This window comes from Streptomyces sp. NPDC111516 (assembly GCF_055635345.1).
This window is the reverse complement of record NZ_JBVKBV010000022.1, coordinates 38,201-58,344: the sequence shown is the minus strand read 5'-3', so window position 1 is coordinate 58,344 and position 20,144 is coordinate 38,201. Positions and strand designations below refer to the sequence as shown.

Sequence of the window (20,144 nt, the reverse complement as noted above, 5' to 3'; positions counted from 1 at the left end):
TCAGCGCTTGGCGTGGCGGCCGCGCTGCGCCGTGGAGGGGCCGGGGCCCGCGGACGGGCCGGTGCCCGCCACGCCGCCGGCCGCCGCTTCCTTCTTCGACCTGGAGCGGGCCCGCAGGTACTCGATCGCGATCGGCACCACCGAGATGAGCACGATCAGGATGAGTATCGCCTCGATGTTCTGGTGCACGAACTCGATCTTGCCGAGCGCCGCCCCGAGCAGCGTGACGCCGACGCCCCAGAGCACGCCGCCGATGATGTTGAACGTGATGAACGAGCGGTAGTTCATCCGGCTCACACCGGCGATGATCGGCGTGAACGTACGCACGACGGGCACGAAGCGGGCCAGGATCAGCGACTTCGGCCCGTACTTCTCGAAGAAGTCGTGGGCCTTCTCGACGTTCTCCTGCTTGAAGAGGCGGGAGTCCGGGCGCTTGAAGAGCGAGGGACCGACCTTGCGGCCGAAGAGATATCCGACCTGGTCGCCGATGATCGCCGCGAGGGCGACCAGGAGACAGACCAACCACAACGGGGTCTTCAGCTGGCCCGTGGTCACCAGCAGGCCCGTGGTGAACAGCAGCGAGTCACCGGGCAGGAAGAAGCCGATCAGCAGTCCGGACTCGGCGAAGACGACGAGGAGGACGCCGGGGAGTCCGAACGTGTTGATCAGATAGTCCGGGTCCAGCCAGCTCGGTCCGAGCGCAAGCGTATTCAAGGGTCCGGGCTCCTGGATCGATCGATGACGGCTTCGTGGCCGCCAAAGCTATCAACGCAGAATGATGTCCCCGGGTTCCAGTGGCCCCTGCGAAAGTACGCACCGGGCCAACCGGGACAAAGCTCTCTCCAGGAGGTGCCACACGATGAGTATCGAGGATTTCGGCGGCGGGCAGGCGGACCAGTCGGATGTCCTGGTCGTCACCACGAACGACGTACCGGGCTACCAGGTGACCCGGGTGATCGGTGAGGTGTTCGGCCTGACCGTTCGCTCCCGCCACCTCGGCAGCCAGATCGGCGCCGGACTGAAGTCCATGATCGGCGGCGAGCTGAAAGGGCTGACCAAGACGCTCGTCCAGACCCGGAACCAGGCGATGGAACGGCTCGTCGAGCAGGCGCGGGCCCGGGGCGCCAACGCGGTGCTGATGATGCGCTTCGATGTGACCGAGGCGGCCGACGTGGGCACGGAGGTGTGCGCGTACGGTACGGCCGCCGTGATCAGCAGGACGTGACCAGCGAGAGCTGAGCGAGAGCTGAGCGAGAGCTGAGCGAGAAGCGAGTACGGGGGTGAGGTCGCTCTCGCCCCCGTACGTCCCGCTCCCGTACGTCCCACTCCCGTACGTCCGTCCCCGTACGGACTACGCCCGGCGCTCCGCGTTGGCGTCGATCGCGGCCCTCAGGTGTTCCGCCAGGCCGGGCCGCATCGACTCGTAGTACGCGCGGAACCGCGGGTCGGACACGTACATCTCGCCGAGCCCCCGGTGCATCTCGGAGGTGCACTCGTAGAACCAATTGGTGATGTGCAGTCGGTGCGCCTCGGCCAGGTCCATCGCCCGCTCGCCGGTGGCGGGTTCGCCGGCCTCCATCAGCGCGTCGTAGGCGGCGCTCCAGTCGGCGACTTCCGCCTGCATCCGCTTCCAGTCCTCCTTGGTGCAGCGGGCGGCCCGGCGCTGCGACTCGGCGTGGGCGGCGGTGCCGCCCCAGCGGCGTTCGGCCTCCTCGGCATGCTCCTCGGGGTCCTTGCCCCCGAACACCTCGAACTTCTCCTCGGGCGTGAGGTTGATGCCCATCTTCCGTGCCTCCATGGCTGTCTCGACGGCGGCTGCCATCTTTCGGAGCTCGGCGATCCGGCCGGTCAGCAGCCGGTGCTGGCGGCGCAGGTGCTCCTGCGGGTCCGCGTCCGGATCGTCGAGCAGTACCGCGATCTCGTCGAGCGGGAAGCCGAGCTCCCGGTAGAACAGGATCTGCTGCAGCCGGTCGAGGTCGGCGTCGTCGTAGCGGCGGTGGCCCGCGTGGCTGCGCCCGCCGGGCGACAGCAGCCCGATGCCGTCGTAGTGATGCAGGGTGCGCACCGTGACCCCGGCGAATCCGGCGACCTGTCCCACGGAGTAGTCCACGACTCCCCGCTCCCTTCTCCGTTCTGGGTACGTACCGAGCCTGAGTCCTGACGCGACGTGAGGTGCAAGCCCGAAACACCACGCCTTCCGGCGTCATTCGATGCCGTTCGAGGAGGTATGCGGCTTTTACGTCTATAAGGTGAGCCGATGGCCACAGATTCTCCGGCCCCGACCGGAACCGCGCCCGGGCCCACCCCCGTGCACCGGCTGCTGCCCGTCATCGTGCCCGCCCTGGCCGTCGGCGTCGCCTCGGCCCTCATCCTGCTGGGCGTCAGCCTGCTCGCGGAGAAGCTGCAGCATGTCCTCTGGGGAACGCTCCCCGACGCCCTCTCCATCGGCCGCTACTCCAGCCTCTGGATGATCGTGATGCTCACCACGAGCGGGCTGGTGATCGGACTGCTCATCCAGGTGGTGCCCGGCCACGCCGGTCCCGATCCGGCGACCACCGGGCTGGTCGACCCGCCGCTCGCGCCGGGTGTGGTTCCCGGGCTGCTGCTCGTCACGGCCCTCACCCTGGCGAGCGGGGTCAGTCTCGGTCCGGAGAATCCGATCACGGCCGCCAACATCGCGCTGGCGTACTGGCTCGGCCGCCGGTTCGCGCCGGGCAAGACGGCGGAACTGTGGATCGCCCTGGCCGCGGCCGGCACCGTCGGCGCACTGTTCGGCACCCCGGTCGCCGCCGCGCTGATCCTCTCCGAGGCCCTCACCTCCCGCGCCCGACCGGGCGCGCTCTGGGACCGGCTCTTCGGCCCGCTCGCGGCGGGCACCGCCGGTGCGCTCACCATGACGCTGCTGGCCCATCCCAGCTTCGACCTGTCGCTGCCCGCCTATACCCACCCGCACTGGGGCGACCTGCTCTCCTCGGTCGTCATCGCCCTGGGGGGTGCGGTGCTGGGCCTGGCGGCGGTGTACGCCTTCCCGCACACGCACCGGTTCTTCCGAACCCTGAGGAAACCGGTCCTGGCACTGACCCTCGGCGGACTGCTGCTGGGCCTGCTGGGTGCGCTGGGCGGCCACCTCACCCTTTTCAAGGGGCTCGACGAGGTGAAGGAGCTCGCCGCCGACCCGGGCGGCTGGTCGGCCGGGCAGTTCGCGGTCATGGCCGTGGTGAAGACGGCCGCCCTGCTGATCGCGGCGACCTGCGGCTTCCGGGGCGGCCGGATCTTCCCCGCCGTCTTCGTCGGGGTCGCGCTGGGGCTCTGCGCCCACGCCCTGGTCCCGTCGGTGCCGGTGGCGCTCGCGGTGACCTGTGCGGTGCTGGGCATTCTGCTGGCCATCACCCGGCAGGGCTGGCTGAGCCTGTTCACCGCGGCGGTGCTGGCAGGCGACGCGGCCGTCCTCCCGATCCTGTGCGTCGCCTCGCTGCCGGCCTGGCTGCTGGTGACCGGGCGGCCGCAGATGCAACTGCACGAGGACGGTTCGCAGCTGAGGTGACCCCGCCCCGGAGCCGTGGCCCGCAGCCGTGCCCCGGAGCCACCACCCTGCGCCGTCGCCCGACGCGCCGGGTGCCCCTTTTTACGTATCATCCCGTTTTTTACGTATCGTCACACTCATATGGATACGCATGGATACATCCCGTAAGGCCCTGCCGGAGGTTCCCGCGATGCCCACGCCCGTCAACGTAGCCGTCATCTACTACTCATCAACCGGCACCGTCGCCGCGATGGCCGGCGCCATCGCGCAGGACGCCGAGAAGGCCGGTGCGGAGGTGCGGCTGCGCAAGGCCCGTGAGCTCGCCCCGCAGGCGGCCATCGACTCCAACCCGGCCTGGGCCGCCAACGCGAAGGCGACCGCGGACATCGCCGAGGCATCGCCCGACGACGTGGCCTGGGCGGACGCCGTGATCTTCGGTACGCCGACCCGGTTCGGCAATGTCTCCTCCCAGCTCAAGCAGTTCATCGATACCCTCGGCGGCCTCTGGCAGGCGGGCCGCCTGGCCGACAAGGTCTACAGCGGCTTCACCTCCACCAGCACCGCGCACGGCGGCCAGGAGTCCACGCTGCTCGCGCTCTACCACACGGTCCACCACTTCGGCGGCATCCTGGTCGCCCCCGGTTACACGGACCCCTCGAAGTACGTCGACGGCAATCCGTACGGCACCTCGCACGTGGCCGGCCAGGGCGACATCCCGGTCGGCGTGCAGACCCTGACCGCGGCCCGGGTCCAGACCGAACGCGTCGTCAGGTTCGCCCGGGCCATCAAGGACGGCCTCGCCGCCGAGAGCTGAACGCACCGCACGTCCACAGGACCGTGGCAGATCACAAAAGACCGCCGAGAGCCGAGAAAGGCTGTTCACCGATGCCTCTCCACAAGGGTTCGCCGCACGGTACGGAACCGTCCGAGAAACGCCGAAGGCTCGCCCTCAACCCGTTCTACGGAGAGGCCGACCCGATCGCCGGAATGGAGTCGGCGCCGCCCCGGCACCGGCTTCCCGACGGACCGATGCCGCCCTCGATCGCCTACGGCCTGGTCCATGACGAGCTGATGCTCGACGGCAACGCACGGCTCAACCTGGCCACCTTCGTCACCACCTGGATGGAACCCCAGGCCGGGGTGCTGATGGGCGAGTGCCGCGACAAGAACATGATCGACAAGGACGAGTACCCACGCACCGCCGAGCTGGAACGGCGGTGCGTGGCGATGCTCGCCGATCTGTGGAACGCCCCCGACCCCTCGACCGTCGTGGGCTGTTCGACGACCGGTTCCAGCGAGGCCTGCATGCTCTCCGGCCTGGCGCTGAAACGCCGTTGGGCGGCCAGGAACGCCGACCGCTACCCGGCGACCGCCCGACCGAACCTGGTCATGGGCATCAATGTGCAGGTCTGCTGGGACAAGTTCTGCAACTTCTGGGAGGTCGAGCCGCGGCTGGTCCCGATGGAGGGCGACCGCTTCCATCTCGACCCGCAGGCCGCGGCCGATCTCTGCGACGAGAACACCATCGGCGTCGTCGGCATCCTGGGCTCCACCTTCGACGGTTCCTACGAGCCGATCGCGGAGCTCTGCGCGGCCCTGGACGCCCTCCAGGAGCGCACCGGCCTGGACATCCCCGTCCATGTGGACGGGGCGTCCGGTGCGATGGTGGCGCCGTTCCTGGACGAGGACCTGGTGTGGGACTTCCGGCTGCCCCGGGTCTCCTCGATCAACACCTCCGGGCACAAGTACGGTCTGGTCTACCCGGGGGTCGGCTGGGCACTGTGGCGCTCGCCCGCCGAGCTGCCCGAGGAGCTGGTATTCCGGGTCAACTACCTGGGCGGCGACATGCCGACCTTCGCACTGAACTTCTCCCGGCCCGGCGCACAGGTGGTGGCGCAGTACTACACCTTCCTGCGGCTGGGCCGGGACGGCTACCGGGCCGTTCAGCAGGTCTCCCGGGACGTCGCGACCTCGCTGGCGCAGCAGATCGGGAAGCTCGGCGACTTCCAGCTCCTCACCCAGGGCGACCAGTTGCCCGTCTTCGCACTGACGACCGCGCCGGACGTGGAGGCGTACGACGTCTTCGACGTGTCCCGACGGCTGCGGGAGCAGGGCTGGCTGGTGCCCGCCTACACCTTCCCCGCAAACCGGCAGGACCTGTCGGTGCTGCGGGTGGTGTGCCGCAACGGCTTCTCGTCGGACCTCGCCGAGCTGCTGCTGGAGGACCTCCGGCTGATCCTGCCCGACCTGCGCCGCCAGCCGCACCCGTTGAGCCAGGACAAACAGGCGGCGACATCCTTCCACCACTGAGCGCCGGGCGCCGCGGTCAGCGGCCGATCCGGGCGAACCTCCGTACCGCCAGCGGGAAGAACACCGCGAGCAGTGCCAACGGCCAGGCCGCCGCGAGCAGTCCGGCATGGTCGGACGCCCAGCTGCCGCCGGCCGCCCCCGGGTTGCCGAACAGGCCGCGTACCGCCGTGGCCGTGGCCGACATCGGGTTCCATTCGACGACCGCGCCCAGCCACCCCGGCATCGACTCGGGTGTGGCGAAGACGTTGGAGAGGAAGCCGACCGGCCAGACCAGGATCTGCACCGCCTGCACCAGCTCCGGCTTCCCCGCCACCAGCGCCAGGTGGATGCCGATCCACAGCATCGCGAACCGCAACAGCAGCAGAAGCCCCACCGCCCCCAGCGCCGCGGCCGGCCCGTGGTGCCAGCGCCAGCCGACCGCGTAGCCGACGCCCGTCAGCACGACGAGCGCGGCCGCCGACTGGAGCATGTCCGCGACGCTCCGGCCGACCAGCACCGAACCGGAGACCATCGGCATGGCGCGGAACCGGTCGATGACACCCTTGTCGAGGTCCTGGGTGACCGCGAGCATGGTCGACTCCAGGCCGAAGGCCATGGTGAGCGCGAGCATGCCGGGCACCAGGAACTCGGTGTTGTCGCCGTCGACGCCCTGCCCTCCGCCGACCAGGTAGTTGAACATCAGCAGCAGCATCACGGGGAAGACCAGGCCGACGACGATCCGCACCGGCTGCCGCGACCAGTGCGCCAGTTCGCGCCGGGTCATCGTCCAGGAGTCGGAAACCGCCCAGCTCATCGCGCTCATGCCGGCACCTCCGCGGCCTCGGACTTCCGGTCGGTCAGCGCGAGGAAGACCTCGTCCAGCGTCGGACGCCGCACCGCGATGTCCTCCGCCTCGATGCCCGCCTCCTCCAGCGCCCGTACGGTCCGGGTCAGGGTCGCCATCCGGTCCGGGGCCGGCGCCCCGATCAGCCGCCGGTCCGTGTCGACCACCGCGTCGTCGCCCAGCAGCCGTGCCGCGGCCGCCAGTTGGGCCCCGTCCCGGACGACGACATCGATGCGGTCCCCGGCCACCATCGTCTTCAGCGCGTCGGGCGTCCCCTCGGCGGCCACCCGTCCCGCGTCGATCACCGAGATCCGGTCAGCGAGCTGATCGGCCTCCTCCAGATACTGCGTGGTCAGCAGGACCGTCGTGCCGCCGCCCACCAGTGACCGCACCGCCGCCCACACCTCGGCCCGGCCGCGCGGGTCGAGTCCGGTGGTGGGCTCGTCCAGGAAGAGCACTTCCGGGTCGGTGATCAGCGAGGCGGCCAGGTCGAGCCGTCGACGCATGCCGCCGCTGTACTCCTTGACCGGTTTCCGGCCGGTGTCCGCGAGCCCGAAGCGGACCAGCAGTTCGTCCGCCCGGACACCCGCCCGGCGGGCGCCCAGGTGGTACAGCCGGCCGAACATCTCCAGGTTCTGCCGGCCGCCGAGCTCCTCGTCGACCGCCGCGTGCTGCCCGAGCAGCCCGATGCGGCGCCGGACCTCGCCGGCCCGGTGCCGTACGTCGAAACCCGCCACCTCGGCGCGTCCCTCGTCGTGCCGCAGCAGCGTCGACAGGATGCGTACGGCCGTGGTCTTGCCCGCACCGTTCGGGCCGAGCACGGCATGGACGGTGGCGGCGGCGACCCTGAGGTCCAGACCGTCCAGGGCACGCTTCTCCCGGTACCGCTTGTGCACACCTTCGACAGCGATCGCGTCGGTCAAAATCGCCACACCTTCCAGTAGTCAAACTTGACTAGTGACCTAGAAGGTAGCCCCTCCAGTCCTACTCGTCAAACTTGATTACTCGTCGTCGCCGGGATCGGGGACACCCGTCGCGTACGGGTTCTCCTGCCCCTCGGCGAGCACACCGATGAAGGGCTCACCCTCCCCCGCGAACGTGTACGCCCCGCCCTCGATGCGGGCGATCAGCCCGCGCGTCCACTCCGCCCCGGCGTCCGACGAATGGACCCACATGTTCATGATCTCGCCGATGTGGCCGAGCGATTCGGGCCCGGCCTCCGGCGTGTAGTAGTCGGTGACCGAGGCCCGCCAGGCCGCCAGACCGGCCACCCGCTCCCTGAGCAGCGCGATCACCTCGGACCGCTCCAGGTCGACGATGCCGCCGAGACCCGCGGACAGCACGTCCAGCTTCTGGTCGTACGAGGTCAGCGCCGCGCGCAGCAGCGTGAAGTACTCCTCGTTGCCGCGCTCGGTGATCTCGTACTCGGTACGGGGCGGGCCGCCCGCCGTGCTCGGAGCGGTCTCGTGGGCGACCAGCAGCCCCTGCTTCGCCATCTGTTTCAGTGCGTGGTAGATCGATCCGGGTTTGGCGTTGGACCACTCGTGGGCGCCCCAGTACTCCAGGTCGTTGCGGACCTGATAGCCGTGCGCCCGGCCGTGCTGACGCACGGCGCAGAGGACCAGCAGCCGGATCGCGGACATGTCACGCACTCCTTCTATTCAACTCTGATCAGCGTAATGCCCGCCTCGGCGACCAACTCGAACGCGGTACGGCCGTCCAGGGACTCCCTGATGATGTCGGCGTGCCCTGCGTGCCGGGCGTGCTCCTCGACCAGATGGACCAGCAGCCACCGCATCGAGACCCGCCCGTCCTTCGGGAACCAGGGCGCGTCGGGCAGCGGAAAGGTGTCGTCCAAGCTGGGCACCGAGCCGATGAACTTCTCGACCTCGGCCGCGACGTCGTCCCAGAGTTCCAGCATCCGCTCCACGGTCTCGTCGCCGACGAGCCGGAAGCTGTCCGCCCAGGTCTCCTCGTTCCGTGAGGTCTCGCTCGGCCGCTGCTGAGCCATCCGCAGCCAGTTCAGCTCACCCTCGGCGGCGTGCTTGAGCAGCCCGGAGAGCGAGAGTTCACTGGCGCTGGGCCGGCTCGCCGCCTGCTCCTCGGTCAGTCCGATCAGAGAGCGCCGGATCGCGCCGCGCTGCGCCTCGACGAAGGAGAGGAGCGCGCCGCGCTCGTCGCCGGTGGCTTCCGCGGGAACGTGAGTGACCATGATTGTCCGCCCTTGGTGGCTGTGCCGGTTTCTTTCTGACACCGACCAAGCTACGGACCGTTGCGGTCAGCTTCTGTCCTCGACTCCGATCGGACCGACGGCTCAGACGTCAGAAGGGGAACGCGCTCCGACCGCGCTGGATGGAGATCCACTTCTGTGTGGTGAAGGCGGCCACGGTCGCCTCGCCGTTCAGCCGGCCGATCCCGGAGGACTTCTCGCCGCCGAAGGCCACCAGCGGATCGTCCTGGACAGTGGCGTCGTTGACGTGGAACATCCCGCTGACGACGCGCCGCGCGAACCGCACCCCGCGTTCGGCACTACGGGTGTGCACGGCACCGCTCAGCCCGTACGGGGTGTCGTTGGCGATCCGTACGGCTTCGTCCTCGCCGTCGAACGGCACCAGCAACGCCACCGGGCCGAAGATCTCCTGGGACAGCAGCGGGGAGCCCTCGGGGAGTCCGGTGAGCACGGTCGGCTCCACGAGGTTGCCGCGGGTCCGGCCCCGTACGAGCGCGGTGGCCCCCTCGGCGAGCGCCTGGTCGACCAGGGCGGTCAGGGCGTCGGCCTGGAAGGTGTTGATGACCGGGCCGATCTGGGTCCCCGGGTCGCGTGGGTCGCCGGTCCTCAGCGCGGCCACCCTGGCGGTGAACTTCTCGGTGAACTCCCGTTCCACACGGCGATCCACCAGGATGCGGTTGGCCGCCATGCAGACCTGCCCCTGATACACGAAGCGGCTGAAGACGGCCGCGTCGACCGCGTAGTCGATGTCAGCGTCCTCCAGCACCACCAGGGCGCTGTTGCCGCTGAGTTCGAGGACCGTCCGCTTGAAGTGCCCGGCCGCCGTCGCGCCGACGTGGCGGCCGACCCGGTCCGTGCCTGCGAAGGAGATCACCTTGGGTACGGGATGTTCGATGAACGCGTCCCCTATTTCGGCGACGTCGGTGATCACGATGTTGAGCAGTCCGGCGGGCAGCCCGGCGTCCTCGAAGATCTTGGCGATCAGCCCGCCGCCGACGACCGGGGCGTTCTGATTGGGCTTGATGACGACCGCGTTGCCGAGCGCGAGGGCCGGCGCGACGGACTTCATCGTCACCAGGAAGGGGAAGTTGAAGGGGCTGATCACCCCTATGACACCGACGGGCTGCCGGTGGACGCGGTTCTCCTTGCCGTCCACCGCGGAAGGCAGGGCGCGGCCACCGGGGCGCAGCGCCTGCTGGATCGCGTCGCGCAGGAACTCCTTGGCGATCCGGACCTCGTACTCCGCCTTGAGGCGGGTGCCACCCAGTTCGTCGACGATCGCCTCGACGATGCCGTCGTGCAGTTCCTCGGTGATGCGCAGGGCACGTTCCAGAACGCCGCGGCGTTCGTACGGGCCGGTGGTGGCCCAGGACCGCTGGGCGCGTTCGGCGGCGCGGTAGGCCAGGTCGACCTCCTGCGCGGTCGCGATGGTGATCGCGGCGAGTTTCTCCCCGTTGTAGGGATTGAAATCGATGATGTCCCACGAGCCGGTTCCGGTCCGCCACTCACCGTCGATGTACTGGTCGGCCAGCTCGTAGAAGAAGGACATGCGATCCCTTAACTCAGGTGCAGACTCCCGTCGAGCCGTCATCGTACTGATGAATCAGGTGAGTTGGAGTAGACCTCGGAGCAGATCACGACTCTCCTCCGGACCGGGACTGTCCTCGTGCAGTCGCGTCATGGCCTTTTCGTACTGAGCGACTTCTTCGGTCTTGTCCAGATAGAGCGCACTTGTCAGCTGTTCCAAATAGACAATGTCCGACAGATCGGATTCCGGGAATCGGAGCATCGTAAAAGAACCGCTCTCGCCGGCATGTCCGCCGAAACTGAAGGGCATCACTTGAAGAGTGACGCCTGGCCGCTCGGACATCTCGATCAGATGCCGCAGTTGCCCGCGCATGACTTCACGGTCGCCGTACGGTCGGCGCAGCGCCGCCTCGTCCAGTACGGCGTGGAATCGGGGTGCGCGTTCGGAGACGAGGGCCTTCTGCCGCTCCAGCCGCAGCGCCACCCGGCGGTCGATCTCGGCGGCGGGCGCGTCACCCATGCCCCGGGTGACGACCGCGTGCGCGTATGACTCGGTCTGCAACAGACCGTGCACGAACTGGACTTCATACACCCGGATGAGCGACGCCGCGCCCTCCAGACCGATGTACGTCTGGAACCATCCGGGCAATACGTCTCCGTAACTGTGCCACCAGCCCGCCACATTGGCCTCGCGGGCGAGGCCGAGCAGGGCGTCGCGCTCCGCGTCGTCCGTGACGCCGTAGAGCGTGAGCAGGTCCTCGACATCCCTGGCCTTGAAGCTCACCCGTCCCAACTCCATGCGGCTGATCTTCGATTCGGAAGCCCGGATGGAGTAGCCGGCCGCCTCACGGGTGATACCGCGCGAGTCGCGCAGCCGCCTGAGCTGCGAGCCCAGCAGGATGCGCCGCACCACAGATCCACTCGACTCGCCTGCCGCCACTGGTCCGGCCCTCCCCATCGCTTCCTGGACACCGGGGCTCCCCCTGAACCCCAAGTGCCGGATTCTGCCATCAAAACGCTTCAGCCCGTACTCATTCGATTACGGAAATGAGAAGGCTCTCGCAAAGCCACGAAAGTACCCGCAGGAAGAAATGACCAAGAACCGGCACGGGTTCGGACAGGTCCGGCGCGTGCACGTGCATCTGCCCTTGCATCTGCCCTGCGCATTCGGAACCATGGTCCTCGCGCACCTGCGTGCTCGTTCGTGTTGTGCCGCTGTACCCCGTAGTGCCGATACAGCCGCGAATCCCGGGAGTGCCTCGCATGGGGACGAATGGATCGACGATGCTCGAGCCGTTACGGCAGGGGCTTCCCCCCATCGATCCCTCGGCCGCCTCCGGATCGGCGACCTGCACACTGCCCGCCCAGTACGAAGCCGTGGGCGGGGCACGGCGGTTCACCAGGACGACGCTGAACGGATGGGGCCTGGACGAGCGTTTCGACGACGTCGCGCTCGTCGTCTCCGAACTCGTCACCAACGCGCTGCGGCACGCCTTGCCCGCCGACATGGCGCCGGATCCCCAAGTACCGCCCGTACGGCTGCACTTGATGCGTTGGAGCTCGCGCCTGGTGTGCGCCGTGCGCGACCCCAGCCGGAGGAGCCCCATCGCCTCCGAGGCTCCCGACTCCGCGGAGTCGGGCCGCGGCCTCTTCCTGGTGGAGTCCTTCAGCGACTCCTGGGGCTGGCATCCCGCCCTCGCCATGGGCGCGGAGAGCCCGGACAGCGTGGCGGCACCGCAGGGCAAGGTGGTCTGGGCACTGTTCCGGCTGTCCGACAACGTGTGACCCGCGCGGTCCGACGGTGAGCGACGGGCCGATGGGCCGCGGGAGACCGGACCGGCGGGCCCGGACTGCGGCGGGCCGGGCCGCGACGGAGTGAGCCGCGGCAGGGCGAGTGGCGGCGGCCGGGCCGGATGCCGGCCCGTGGGATGTGATCAGCCGCCCGCTATGAGGTGGTCGAACTCCCCGTCCTTCACCCCGAGCAACAACGCCTCTATCTCGGCCGGCGTATAGACCAGGGCAGGCCCGTCGGGGTGGCGCGAATTCCGCATCGCCACATCACCGCCGGGCAGTTTCGCGAACTCCACGCAGGATCCCTGGGAGTTGCTGTGTCTGCTCTTCTGCCAGACGACTCCGCGAAGCTCTGTGGCCGCCATGCCGTTGTACACGTGGTGCACAGGACGCTCCCCGAGTTGCAAGGTGCAAGTGTCAACTGTCTCGGATCATAGCTCTGTTCAATTATCCCTGCATGAGCAGATGCATGAGCGGATGCACGTGCACGCGGGGTGTTCCCGTGATTACAGCTTTGCGATTACAGCTTTGGACGCAGGGATAGACGTAACGGTTGTCTGTTCGGCTCCACCCGGCTGCGCCTACCCCGAGTCGGGCCCTCCATCCCGGGGCCGCGCGCTGGTAACTTGGCGCGGTCTTTCGTCGACAAGGGGGAATTCCACATGCGCAAAGTCCTACGCACCGGCGCCGTGGTCGTCGCCGGACTCGTCACCGCCGTCGCACTGACCGGCTGCAGCAGTGACAGCGAGAAGAGCGACTCGGGCAAGGGCGCCGACGCCACGAAGTCCAGCCGGGCTCCCGGCGACAGTGGCAGCAGCGGTGGAGGCGGCGATTCCGGGGCCGGCACCGCGGCGCTGGAGGGCGGTTGGGCCGGGAAGACCGACGGCAAGGCGGTGATCCTGTCCGTCGCGACCGGGAAGGCCGTGCTCGTCACCGAGCAACAGGCCTGCACCGGCACCGTGCAGGACACGGGCAAGGTGACGCTGACGCTGAAGTGCGCCGACGGCGACACCCGGCGCACGATGGGGGCCATCGAGTCCGACGACGGCAAGACCGTCGTCGTGTCCTGGGACAGCGGGACGAAGGACACCCTGACCAAGACCGCCCCGGGAGCGATCCCGTCGGGCCTGCCGGACCTGCCCACCTCCTGACGGCCGACTGCGCCGCCTTCCTTGCTCCTCTCGATCCTCGGTCCGCCTGGTCCGAGGGCGAGTTCGGCTATGGGCTCGGGTTCGGATCCGAACCCCGCTTCGGATCCGGCTTCCGCTTCTGCTTCGGTTTTGGTTTCGGCGTACCGTCCAGCCCACGGGAGAACTCATCCAGGGCTTCGAGGAGGAGGCCGGCCCCGTTCCGTACGAACGGGGCCGCCTCCCCCGCGCCCGTCCGCTGCCGCGCGTCCCACTGCGCCAGCACCTCGCGCACCTCCGCCCAGTCCGGTACGCGCCGCTCCCGCACCTCCTTCGCGCCCTGTTCGGTTGCCCGGCGCAGCGCCTCGGCCAGGCGCGCGGCGCCCGGTACCGGGGTGGCGCCGCCCCACGGGAGGTGGGCCTCCAGCAGCATCGCGACCCGGCCGAACTGGGCAAGGGCGTGCTGGGTGTCGTCGGCGGCGGCGCGGGAGAGGCCGCGGCTGCGCACCGGTTCGTGCTGGGCGGTTGCCAGCGCCTCCTGCCAGGCGACACGGGCCTCGCGGGTGTCGAGCAGGGCGGAACGGACATCGTCGTGGCCGCGCTCGGCCGGTTCGGCGTACTGGTCGACGACCGAGGCCGCGTACCGCCCGTCCGCCTTCAGCCAGTCGCCGAGCCTGCCGCGAAGCCTCGGGGTCTCCCAGGCCGGGTAGGCGGCGTACGAGATCATCGCGAGGAGGCCGCCGACGAGGGTGAGGACGACCCGTTCGAACACCGTCTGCGACCAGTTGTCGCCCGCCATGCCGAGCAGGAAGACGACGTACGCCGAGACGCATGCCTGGCCGACGACGTACCCGGTGCGCATCAGCAGATACATCAGCAGGGCGCAGAGCACGGAGAGCGTCGCGGCCAGAGTCACACCGGGTTGGGTGATCTCGACGATCGCGGTGGCGAGCGAGACGCCGACGATCGTGCCGCCGAAGCGGGCCACGGAACGCCCGTACGTCTGGGAGAACTCCGGCCGCATCACCATCACCGCCGCCATGGGCGCCCAGTAGCCGTGACCGAACGGCAGCGCGGCGGCGATGAGATAGCCGACGGCGACGACGACGGAGACCCGGACGGCGTGCCGCAGGATCGGTGAACCGGGGCGCAGTTCGGCGCGCATCGCCTTCATGACGACGGGGATCAGCCGCGGGAGGGTGGGCCGGCGGCGGTGCGGGGCGGCGGGCGGTTCCTCCCCGGCGGTCTTGATGGCCTCCGCCGCCGCCTCGGCCTCGGCCTGTTCCTCCTTCGTCCCCTCGCCCTCGGCCGTCTCGATGACGTCGGAGAGCAGCGCGCCGAGCCGGTCGGCGGCGCGGCGGGGCGGGCCGGCGAGGAGGGTGCCGGTGTCGGGGGTCCGCAGCACCGCGACGGCGGCCGGGGAGAGCTTCACCGGATCGCCGTTGCGGATCGCGCGGGCCGCCGAGTCGAGCACGGATCCGGCGGCCGCGAGCAGCTCGCGAACCCGGTCCCGCTCCGGCCCTTCGGACGGAACACCCATCGCCGGGTCCGCGAGCGAGGCGAGCACCGGCCTGATCCGCTCGGCGACCCCGCGCGAGCCACGCAGTTCGGGCGGCCGACGGCGGGCCTGACGCGGGGTGACGGCGGCCGCGCTGCGGGCCGTCATCAGCGGCACCGGGTCGAAGGCGGCGAGCGGGTCGTGGCTCAGTCGCCGGGCGTAGTCCGCCTCCGCGGCCAGGGCGTCGGCGAGAGCGTCGCGCTGGGCACCCCATCTCCGTACCGGGAACAGGACGATCAGCACCGCCTGCACCACACCGCCGAAGAGGATCACCGCTGCGTGCACGGCAGAGTTCGCGACGGAGGTGGGCAGGGTGACCGTCACCAGCATGATCGCCACGTTGGACGACGCGATGATGCCGCCCGTCGGCCCCGCCGCCCAGGCCAGGCCCGCGAGGAACGTCCAGAGCACCAGCAGGGCCAGGAACAGCGGCATGCTGAAGCCGGTCAGATATCCGAGGAAGGTCGATACGGCGAGACTCGCCCCGGAGACCAGGGCGAGGACGGGCCGAGGGCGCCAACTGCGCTGGAACGTGGCGATGGCCGCCTGGAACGCGCCGAACGCGGAGCTCGCGGCGACGACGGGCCCGAGGAACGCGAGGCCGATGCCGATGACGAGGGCGAGCCCGGCCGCACCGCGGATGGCGATGAGCGGTTCGAGACGCCGTCGCTCGATCCTCAGCCCCGAGCGGGCCGTTTCCTTCAGCGCCCGGAGCCAGCTCATGCCCAGAGCCTAGCCGGAATCACCGATAAGCCCGAGTTGCGGTGGTTTCCAGGGCTTTCGATACTCCTACCGCTTCCCGCGCCTGCCGGGGATCTCCGGCCCGGTACGGCCCGTCCTCGCCCGGTCCGCGGCGGCCGTTCCATGGGTCCATCCGTCGAGGTCGGTGGCGCCCCGGACGCGCGTGGTCGTGGTCTCGGGGAACATCCGCTCGGCGGTGTCCGTGACGGCCATGTCGCGGGCGGCGAGGACCGGGAGCAGATGGGGGGTGGCGGATCCCCCGGATTCGGTCCCGGCTACGGATTCCGTCTCCGCTTCGGCGACTGCGGTGACGCGGGCGGTGTCGGCGGCAAGCCGGCTGCCCAGGCGCTGGGCGTACGCCATCAGGAAGGACTGCCGGAATGTCTTGGTCCGCTTGCGTCCGCCGGCGCGCTGGCCCGCCTCCGCCTTCGTCATCGCCGCCGTGCCCTGGACCAGCAGGGACGTGTACAGCAGTTCTGCGGCCTCCAGGTCCGGCTCGAAGCCGACCACCGTGGAGAAGCCGAGGTCGCTGTTCCACACCGCACGACAGCGGTTCGCGGAGGCGACCGCGTCGAGCAGGATCGCCTTCGCCGTCTCGTACGGGGCATCGACCCCGATCCGGCACGCGCCCGGCGCCTCCTTGCTGTGGGTGCGGGCGGCGAGCAGGGCCTCGTCGATGGAGTGCCGGGCCATCAGCTCCTGCGCCTTGGTGGTGAGGGCCTCCGCTTCTTCCGGGAAGCCGGTCGCCTCCGCCTTGGCGAGCAGGGCGCGGATCCGGGTCAGCATCCGCGGTTCGTCGTGCGCGGGCGGCAGGTGGAGCCCGTGCGGAGAGGTGCCGGGGGGCGGACCGACCGGTTCGATGGCGGGAAGCCGGAGCAGCAGCCGGTACAGGCCGAGGAGGGCGGAGGCGTAGGAGAAGCGGTCGGGCCGGTTCCGGGGCGGCGCGGCGGGGAGCCCGTCGAGCTGCGACCGCCAGCGGGGCGGCAGCGACTCGTAACGCCGGGTCTCCGAGGCGATCAGACCGGCGACGAGGCCGGCCGCGGTCTCGTCGAGGTCGCGACGGACGATGCGTACGACGTCGGCGGGCTGCCAGCCGCGCTCCCAGGCCCGGCGGACGAACTCCTCGCCGCGCCGGACGAGTTCCGCGTCGGCCGTCGGGTCGGCGGCCAGGAGGGAGGCTCCGGTGTCGAGACCGGCGTCGCCGTCCGAGTAGAGGGCTGCCGAGAATGCCTGGTCGATCACCGGTTCCATGAGGTCAGGGTAGGCAGGACAGGGCCTGGGGCGCGCCGCGCGGGCCGTCGCCCCGGCCGCCCTGCGTACCCGCTGGACCACTGGTGATGGGCGACGGCACCCTGACCGTGGAGGTGCGGCGCGGGCCGTCCACAGACCGGATCAGCCGCAGACCCGCTCATCCACACCCTGTGGATATCGAACTCCTGCGCGACCTTCGGCGCGTCGCCCGGCTGGTCCGACCGTCCGGGGCGACCGGAATGCCGGGCCGTACGGGGATCGGCCCGACAACATGATTGGTCCATCCAGCCCCACCCGCTGACGGTGTATCCGCTTTCATCCTTTTATCCATGTTTCGCATGGTTTCATCTCGCCATGGAGGCGATCAAGTGATGACTGGAGACCGACAGCAGGACACACACGCACGGGCGATCACATCGCGGCGACGCGTACTGGCGGCGGCCGCACTCGCACCGGTGCTGACCGCCGCGGGGCCTGCCACCGCGCGCGCCCTGCCCGCCGGAATGCCCGGACCGGGACACCGGGGGCACCGCAGGCGGGTCAAGCCGGTGCCGACCGGCCTGGCCGACTGGGCGGCCGTGGCGAAGGCGCTGGGCCGTACCGGCAACATGCTGCGCGGAACGACGTACCACACGGGCTTCCCCCGGCGGGACCTCCACGTGGTGTCCGACGGCGTCGTCGTCACACCGGGGCTCGCGCTGGGCACGCATGTGGCCTTCGTCCGTTACGCCGACGGCAGCACGATGCTGATGGGCGACGTGGTGGTCACCGAGCGCGAGTTGCAGCAGGTGACCGACGCCTGGCAGGCGCACGGAATCGAGCAGACCGCGCTGCACAAGCACCTGCTCGCCCAGATCCCCGACATCTGGTGGACCCATGTCCACGCCCACGGCCACGACGCGGTGGCCATGGCCCGCGGCCTGCGCGCCGGCTTCGACCGGACCGGGACCCCGCCCGCTCAGCCGCCCGGCCCGCCGCTCCCGGTCGACCTGGACATCGCCGGGATGGAAGCGGCGCTCGGCGCGAAGGGCTCCATCGAGGACGGGCTGTACAAGGTCATCTTCGTCCGCCGCGAGACCATCGCGGACGGGCATCTGATCCTGCCCCCCGGCCTGGGATCGACCAGCGCGTTCAACTTCCAGCCGCTGGGCGGCGGCCGGGCCGCGCTCAGCGGTGACTGCGCCATGCTCGCCGGTGAGGTCCAGAACGTGCTCAAGGCATTGCGGCGCGGCGGGATCAAGCTCGTCGAGCTGCACAACCACCACCTGGCGGAGGACCCCCGCCTGTTCTTCACCCACTTCTGGGCCGTGGGCGACGGCGTCGAACTCGCCCGCGCGGTGCGCCCCGCGGTGGACGCCACCGACGTCGTACCGTCCGGCTGAGACCGGCCGCTCACGCCGGCCCCGGCGAACGCGCCGACCCACCGAACCCACGGAACGGGGTCGCCGGACCGATTTGCGCCGGTCCAGCGACCCCGGCCGTCGATTCCGTTCTGCATATGGACCAATCGGCCCGAAGTGGCGCGTGCCCGTGCGGGTGACCGGGCACCCATGTCCCGTCCAGCCCGCACCTTCCTCGAACCGCCCGTCAGATCCCCCTCTGGAGCTCCGTATGGAACCGGTCGCCGCCGCACGGCACTGCCCGTTCGACTATGCCGAGGCCCTCGAATTCGACCCGGTGCTCAGGCACTTGATGACCGAAGAACCCGTCTCCCGCATCCGGCTGCCGCACGGCGACGGCGAGGCATGGCTCGTCACCGGCTACGACGACGTGCGCACGGTGACCACCGACCGGCGCTTCAGCCGGAGCGCCATCATCGGCCGGAACTTCCCGCGCATGACCCCTGAGCCGATCGTTCAGGACGAAGCGATCAACGTGATGGACCCGCCGGGCAGCAGCCGGCTGCGCAGCCTGATCTCCAAAGGGTTCGCGCCCCGCCACATGGAGCGCATGAAGGTGCGCACCCAGCATGTCGTGGACGGGCTGCTGGACCGCATGGAGGAGCACGGAGCGCCGGCCGACCTCTTCGAGCATCTGGCGGCCCCGCTGCCCCTGACCACCATCTGCGAGGTCCTCGACATTCCCGAGGCCGACCGCGCCCAACTGCGCGCCCACGCCCGGACCATGATGGACACCACCGTCGAGAACAAGGACGCCGCGGTACGTGCCAAGGCCGATCTCCGCGCCTACTTCCAGACGTTGACGGCCGAGCGGCGCGCGAACCCCGGCGACGACCTGATCAGCGCACTGGCCACGGCCCGCGACGGGGACGAGATCCTCAACGACCAGGAACTGACCGTGATGGCCATGGTCCTGCTCATCACCGGCCAGGACACCACCACGTACGAGATCGGCAACATCGCCTACACGCTGCTCACCAGGCCGAACGAGCTCGCCATGCTGCGCGAGCGCCCCGACATGCTCCCGCAGGCCATGGAGGAGCTGCTGCGCTTCATCCCGTTCCGCAAGGGCGTCGGCATCCCCCGGGTCGCCCTGGAGGACGTGGAGCTGAGCGGGGTGCTGATCCGGGAGGGGGACATCGTGCACGTCTCCTATCTGACGGCCAACCGCGACCCCCGGAAGTTCGACCGGCCCGACGAGCTGGATCTGAAGCGCGAGAATCCGTCCCACATGACGTTCGGCTGGGGCGGTCACCACTGTCTCGGCGCCCCGCTCGCCGCCACGGAGCTCCAGGCCGCCATCGGAACCCTGCTGAAGCGCTTCCCCGCTCTGAAGCTGGCGACGCCGGCCGAGGAAGTGCGTTGGAACAAGACGTCGATCTGGCGCTATCCCCTCGAACTGCCCGTCACCTGGTGAGGGGGGTGCACCGCGCGTCTGCGCAGGGACCGTGCGGACCGTACGGTCCATGACTGTCATTGATGATGCGTTGCGGCAGGGCGCCCGGCAACCCGGATCCATCCCGGGCACCGGGCGCCCTGCCGCACTCCTTTTGCGCTCCTTTTGTGCTCCATTTACTCTTCTCTTGCACCCCTGTTGCACGCGTGTTGTACCTCGTCGTATCGGCTCGGCATGCGCGCCGATCCGCTCGACGTGCGGCCCTGAACCGCTCGACGTGCGGCCCTGAACCGCTCGACGTGCGGCCCTGACGCTTCTGCCGTAGCGTGATCCCGACGGCCACCCAGCCGTGGCGGATCAGCATCCGCCCACGAACGGCTAGAACTCAGTCTTCGACGGTCGGCCCGTCCGCGCCCGTTCCAGGGGTATCGAATCCGGCGCAGGAATCCACCAGAGCTCTGTCTCGC

The 20,144-nt window shown here is 69.8% G+C and carries 19 protein-coding genes; 8 read left to right on the top strand and 11 right to left on the bottom strand.

Annotated elements, in window-relative coordinates; all coding sequences use genetic code 11:
- Entirely contained in the window at positions 1–714 is a 714-nt protein-coding gene (locus tag ACZ7L9_RS30315; RefSeq protein ID WP_471420166.1) for a DedA family protein, read from the bottom strand.
- Positions 715–859: 145 nt separating this feature from the next.
- On the opposite strand from ACZ7L9_RS30315, the gene ACZ7L9_RS30310 reads away from it, so the two are divergent.
- Positions 860–1,225: a YbjQ family protein gene (locus ACZ7L9_RS30310; RefSeq protein WP_471420164.1), complete on the top strand. Its 366-nt coding sequence runs from the start codon at positions 860–862 to the stop codon at positions 1,223–1,225.
- A 126-nt stretch (positions 1,226–1,351) separates the two neighbouring features.
- On the opposite strand, the gene ACZ7L9_RS30305 is transcribed toward ACZ7L9_RS30310, so the two are convergent.
- Entirely contained in the window at positions 1,352–2,110 is a 759-nt protein-coding gene (locus ACZ7L9_RS30305; RefSeq protein WP_471420162.1) for a MerR family transcriptional regulator, read from the bottom strand.
- Between the two features lie 147 nt (positions 2,111–2,257).
- Here ACZ7L9_RS30305 and ACZ7L9_RS30300 point away from each other — a divergent pair, with 147 nt between their 5' ends.
- From ACZ7L9_RS30300 to ACZ7L9_RS30290, 3 genes are all read left to right on the top strand, one after another.
- A complete protein-coding gene (locus ACZ7L9_RS30300; protein ID WP_471420160.1) occupies positions 2,258–3,544 on the top strand; it encodes an ion channel protein in 1,287 nt (428 codons plus the stop codon).
- A 169-nt stretch (positions 3,545–3,713) separates the two neighbouring features.
- Positions 3,714–4,337, top strand: a complete 624-nt coding sequence (gene wrbA, locus ACZ7L9_RS30295) for an NAD(P)H:quinone oxidoreductase (RefSeq protein WP_471420272.1) — start codon at positions 3,714–3,716, stop codon at positions 4,335–4,337.
- A gap of 71 nt (positions 4,338–4,408) precedes the next feature.
- A complete protein-coding gene (locus ACZ7L9_RS30290; RefSeq protein WP_471420158.1) occupies positions 4,409–5,833 on the top strand; it encodes a glutamate decarboxylase in 1,425 nt (474 codons plus the stop codon).
- 16 nt (positions 5,834–5,849) lie between these two features.
- On the opposite strand, the gene ACZ7L9_RS30285 is transcribed toward ACZ7L9_RS30290, so the two are convergent.
- The 6 genes from ACZ7L9_RS30285 to ACZ7L9_RS30260 all read right to left on the bottom strand — a co-directional run bounded on the left by ACZ7L9_RS30285 (position 5,850) and on the right by ACZ7L9_RS30260 (position 11,371).
- On the bottom strand, positions 5,850–6,635 hold the full coding sequence (locus ACZ7L9_RS30285; RefSeq protein WP_471420156.1) for an ABC transporter permease: 786 nt from the start codon (positions 6,633–6,635) through the stop codon (positions 5,850–5,852).
- Positions 6,632–7,579, bottom strand: a complete 948-nt coding sequence (locus ACZ7L9_RS30280) for an ATP-binding cassette domain-containing protein (protein WP_471420154.1) — start codon at positions 7,577–7,579, stop codon at positions 6,632–6,634. The genes ACZ7L9_RS30285 and ACZ7L9_RS30280 overlap by 4 nt, the downstream gene beginning before the upstream one ends.
- Before the next feature lie 78 nt (positions 7,580–7,657).
- Positions 7,658–8,299: a PadR family transcriptional regulator gene (locus ACZ7L9_RS30275; RefSeq protein ID WP_471420153.1), complete on the bottom strand. Its 642-nt coding sequence runs from the start codon at positions 8,297–8,299 to the stop codon at positions 7,658–7,660.
- Positions 8,300–8,313: 14 nt separating this feature from the next.
- Positions 8,314–8,868 carry a DinB family protein gene (locus tag ACZ7L9_RS30270; RefSeq protein ID WP_471420151.1) on the bottom strand — a complete coding sequence of 185 codons (555 nt, stop codon included), beginning with the start codon at positions 8,866–8,868 and terminating at the stop codon, positions 8,314–8,316.
- Positions 8,869–8,977: 109 nt separating this feature from the next.
- Positions 8,978–10,435: an aldehyde dehydrogenase family protein gene (locus ACZ7L9_RS30265; protein WP_471420149.1), complete on the bottom strand. Its 1,458-nt coding sequence runs from the start codon at positions 10,433–10,435 to the stop codon at positions 8,978–8,980.
- Positions 10,436–10,489: 54 nt separating this feature from the next.
- Positions 10,490–11,371 (bottom strand): helix-turn-helix domain-containing protein, encoded by an 882-nt coding sequence (locus tag ACZ7L9_RS30260; RefSeq protein ID WP_471420271.1) that lies wholly within the window; start codon positions 11,369–11,371, stop codon positions 10,490–10,492.
- Between the two features lie 326 nt (positions 11,372–11,697).
- Here ACZ7L9_RS30260 and ACZ7L9_RS30255 point away from each other — a divergent pair, with 326 nt between their 5' ends.
- Positions 11,698–12,198, top strand: a complete 501-nt coding sequence (locus ACZ7L9_RS30255; protein ID WP_471420147.1) for an ATP-binding protein — start codon at positions 11,698–11,700, stop codon at positions 12,196–12,198.
- Positions 12,199–12,347: 149 nt separating this feature from the next.
- On the opposite strand, the gene ACZ7L9_RS30250 is transcribed toward ACZ7L9_RS30255, so the two are convergent.
- Positions 12,348–12,590: a DUF397 domain-containing protein gene (locus ACZ7L9_RS30250; protein ID WP_266746995.1), complete on the bottom strand. Its 243-nt coding sequence runs from the start codon at positions 12,588–12,590 to the stop codon at positions 12,348–12,350.
- 276 nt (positions 12,591–12,866) lie between these two features.
- Here ACZ7L9_RS30250 and ACZ7L9_RS30245 point away from each other — a divergent pair, with 276 nt between their 5' ends.
- On the top strand, positions 12,867–13,355 hold the full coding sequence (locus ACZ7L9_RS30245; RefSeq protein WP_471420145.1) for a hypothetical protein: 489 nt from the start codon (positions 12,867–12,869) through the stop codon (positions 13,353–13,355).
- A gap of 67 nt (positions 13,356–13,422) precedes the next feature.
- On the opposite strand, the gene ACZ7L9_RS30240 is transcribed toward ACZ7L9_RS30245, so the two are convergent.
- A complete protein-coding gene (locus tag ACZ7L9_RS30240) occupies positions 13,423–15,612 on the bottom strand; it encodes an FUSC family protein (protein WP_471420143.1) in 2,190 nt (729 codons plus the stop codon).
- 66 nt (positions 15,613–15,678) lie between these two features.
- Positions 15,679–16,881: a DUF2786 domain-containing protein gene (locus ACZ7L9_RS30235; RefSeq protein ID WP_471420141.1), complete on the bottom strand. Its 1,203-nt coding sequence runs from the start codon at positions 16,879–16,881 to the stop codon at positions 15,679–15,681.
- A gap of 371 nt (positions 16,882–17,252) precedes the next feature.
- On the opposite strand from ACZ7L9_RS30235, the gene ACZ7L9_RS30230 reads away from it, so the two are divergent.
- Positions 17,253–18,263, top strand: a complete 1,011-nt coding sequence (locus ACZ7L9_RS30230) for a DUF1259 domain-containing protein (RefSeq protein WP_471420140.1) — start codon at positions 17,253–17,255, stop codon at positions 18,261–18,263.
- A 229-nt stretch (positions 18,264–18,492) separates the two neighbouring features.
- On the top strand, positions 18,493–19,698 hold the full coding sequence (locus ACZ7L9_RS30225) for a cytochrome P450 (protein ID WP_471420139.1): 1,206 nt from the start codon (positions 18,493–18,495) through the stop codon (positions 19,696–19,698).
- Positions 19,699–20,144 lie beyond the last annotated feature (446 nt).

What these genes read in the sequence shown, in the direction of transcription:
- ACZ7L9_RS30310 (WP_471420164.1), top strand. Translation starts at nt 860, where the DNA reads ATGAGTATCGAGGATTTCGGCGGCGGGCAGGCGGACCAGTCGGATGTC.
- ACZ7L9_RS30300 (WP_471420160.1), top strand. Translation starts at nt 2,258, where the DNA reads ATGGCCACAGATTCTCCGGCCCCGACCGGAACCGCGCCCGGGCCCACC.
- wrbA (WP_471420272.1), top strand. Translation starts at nt 3,714, where the DNA reads ATGCCCACGCCCGTCAACGTAGCCGTCATCTACTACTCATCAACCGGC.
- ACZ7L9_RS30290 (WP_471420158.1), top strand. Translation starts at nt 4,409, where the DNA reads ATGCCTCTCCACAAGGGTTCGCCGCACGGTACGGAACCGTCCGAGAAA.
- ACZ7L9_RS30285 (WP_471420156.1), bottom strand. Translation starts at nt 6,635, where the DNA reads ATGAGCGCGATGAGCTGGGCGGTTTCCGACTCCTGGACGATGACCCGG.
- ACZ7L9_RS30275 (WP_471420153.1), bottom strand. Translation starts at nt 8,299, where the DNA reads ATGTCCGCGATCCGGCTGCTGGTCCTCTGCGCCGTGCGTCAGCACGGC.
- ACZ7L9_RS30270 (WP_471420151.1), bottom strand. Translation starts at nt 8,868, where the DNA reads ATGGTCACTCACGTTCCCGCGGAAGCCACCGGCGACGAGCGCGGCGCG.
- ACZ7L9_RS30265 (WP_471420149.1), bottom strand. Translation starts at nt 10,435, where the DNA reads ATGTCCTTCTTCTACGAGCTGGCCGACCAGTACATCGACGGTGAGTGG.
- ACZ7L9_RS30260 (WP_471420271.1), bottom strand. Translation starts at nt 11,371, where the DNA reads ATGGGGAGGGCCGGACCAGTGGCGGCAGGCGAGTCGAGTGGATCTGTG.
- ACZ7L9_RS30255 (WP_471420147.1), top strand. Translation starts at nt 11,698, where the DNA reads ATGCTCGAGCCGTTACGGCAGGGGCTTCCCCCCATCGATCCCTCGGCC.
- ACZ7L9_RS30245 (WP_471420145.1), top strand. Translation starts at nt 12,867, where the DNA reads ATGCGCAAAGTCCTACGCACCGGCGCCGTGGTCGTCGCCGGACTCGTC.
- ACZ7L9_RS30240 (WP_471420143.1), bottom strand. Translation starts at nt 15,612, where the DNA reads ATGAGCTGGCTCCGGGCGCTGAAGGAAACGGCCCGCTCGGGGCTGAGG.
- ACZ7L9_RS30235 (WP_471420141.1), bottom strand. Translation starts at nt 16,881, where the DNA reads ATGGAACCGGTGATCGACCAGGCATTCTCGGCAGCCCTCTACTCGGAC.
- ACZ7L9_RS30230 (WP_471420140.1), top strand. Translation starts at nt 17,253, where the DNA reads ATGACTGGAGACCGACAGCAGGACACACACGCACGGGCGATCACATCG.
- ACZ7L9_RS30225 (WP_471420139.1), top strand. Translation starts at nt 18,493, where the DNA reads ATGGAACCGGTCGCCGCCGCACGGCACTGCCCGTTCGACTATGCCGAG.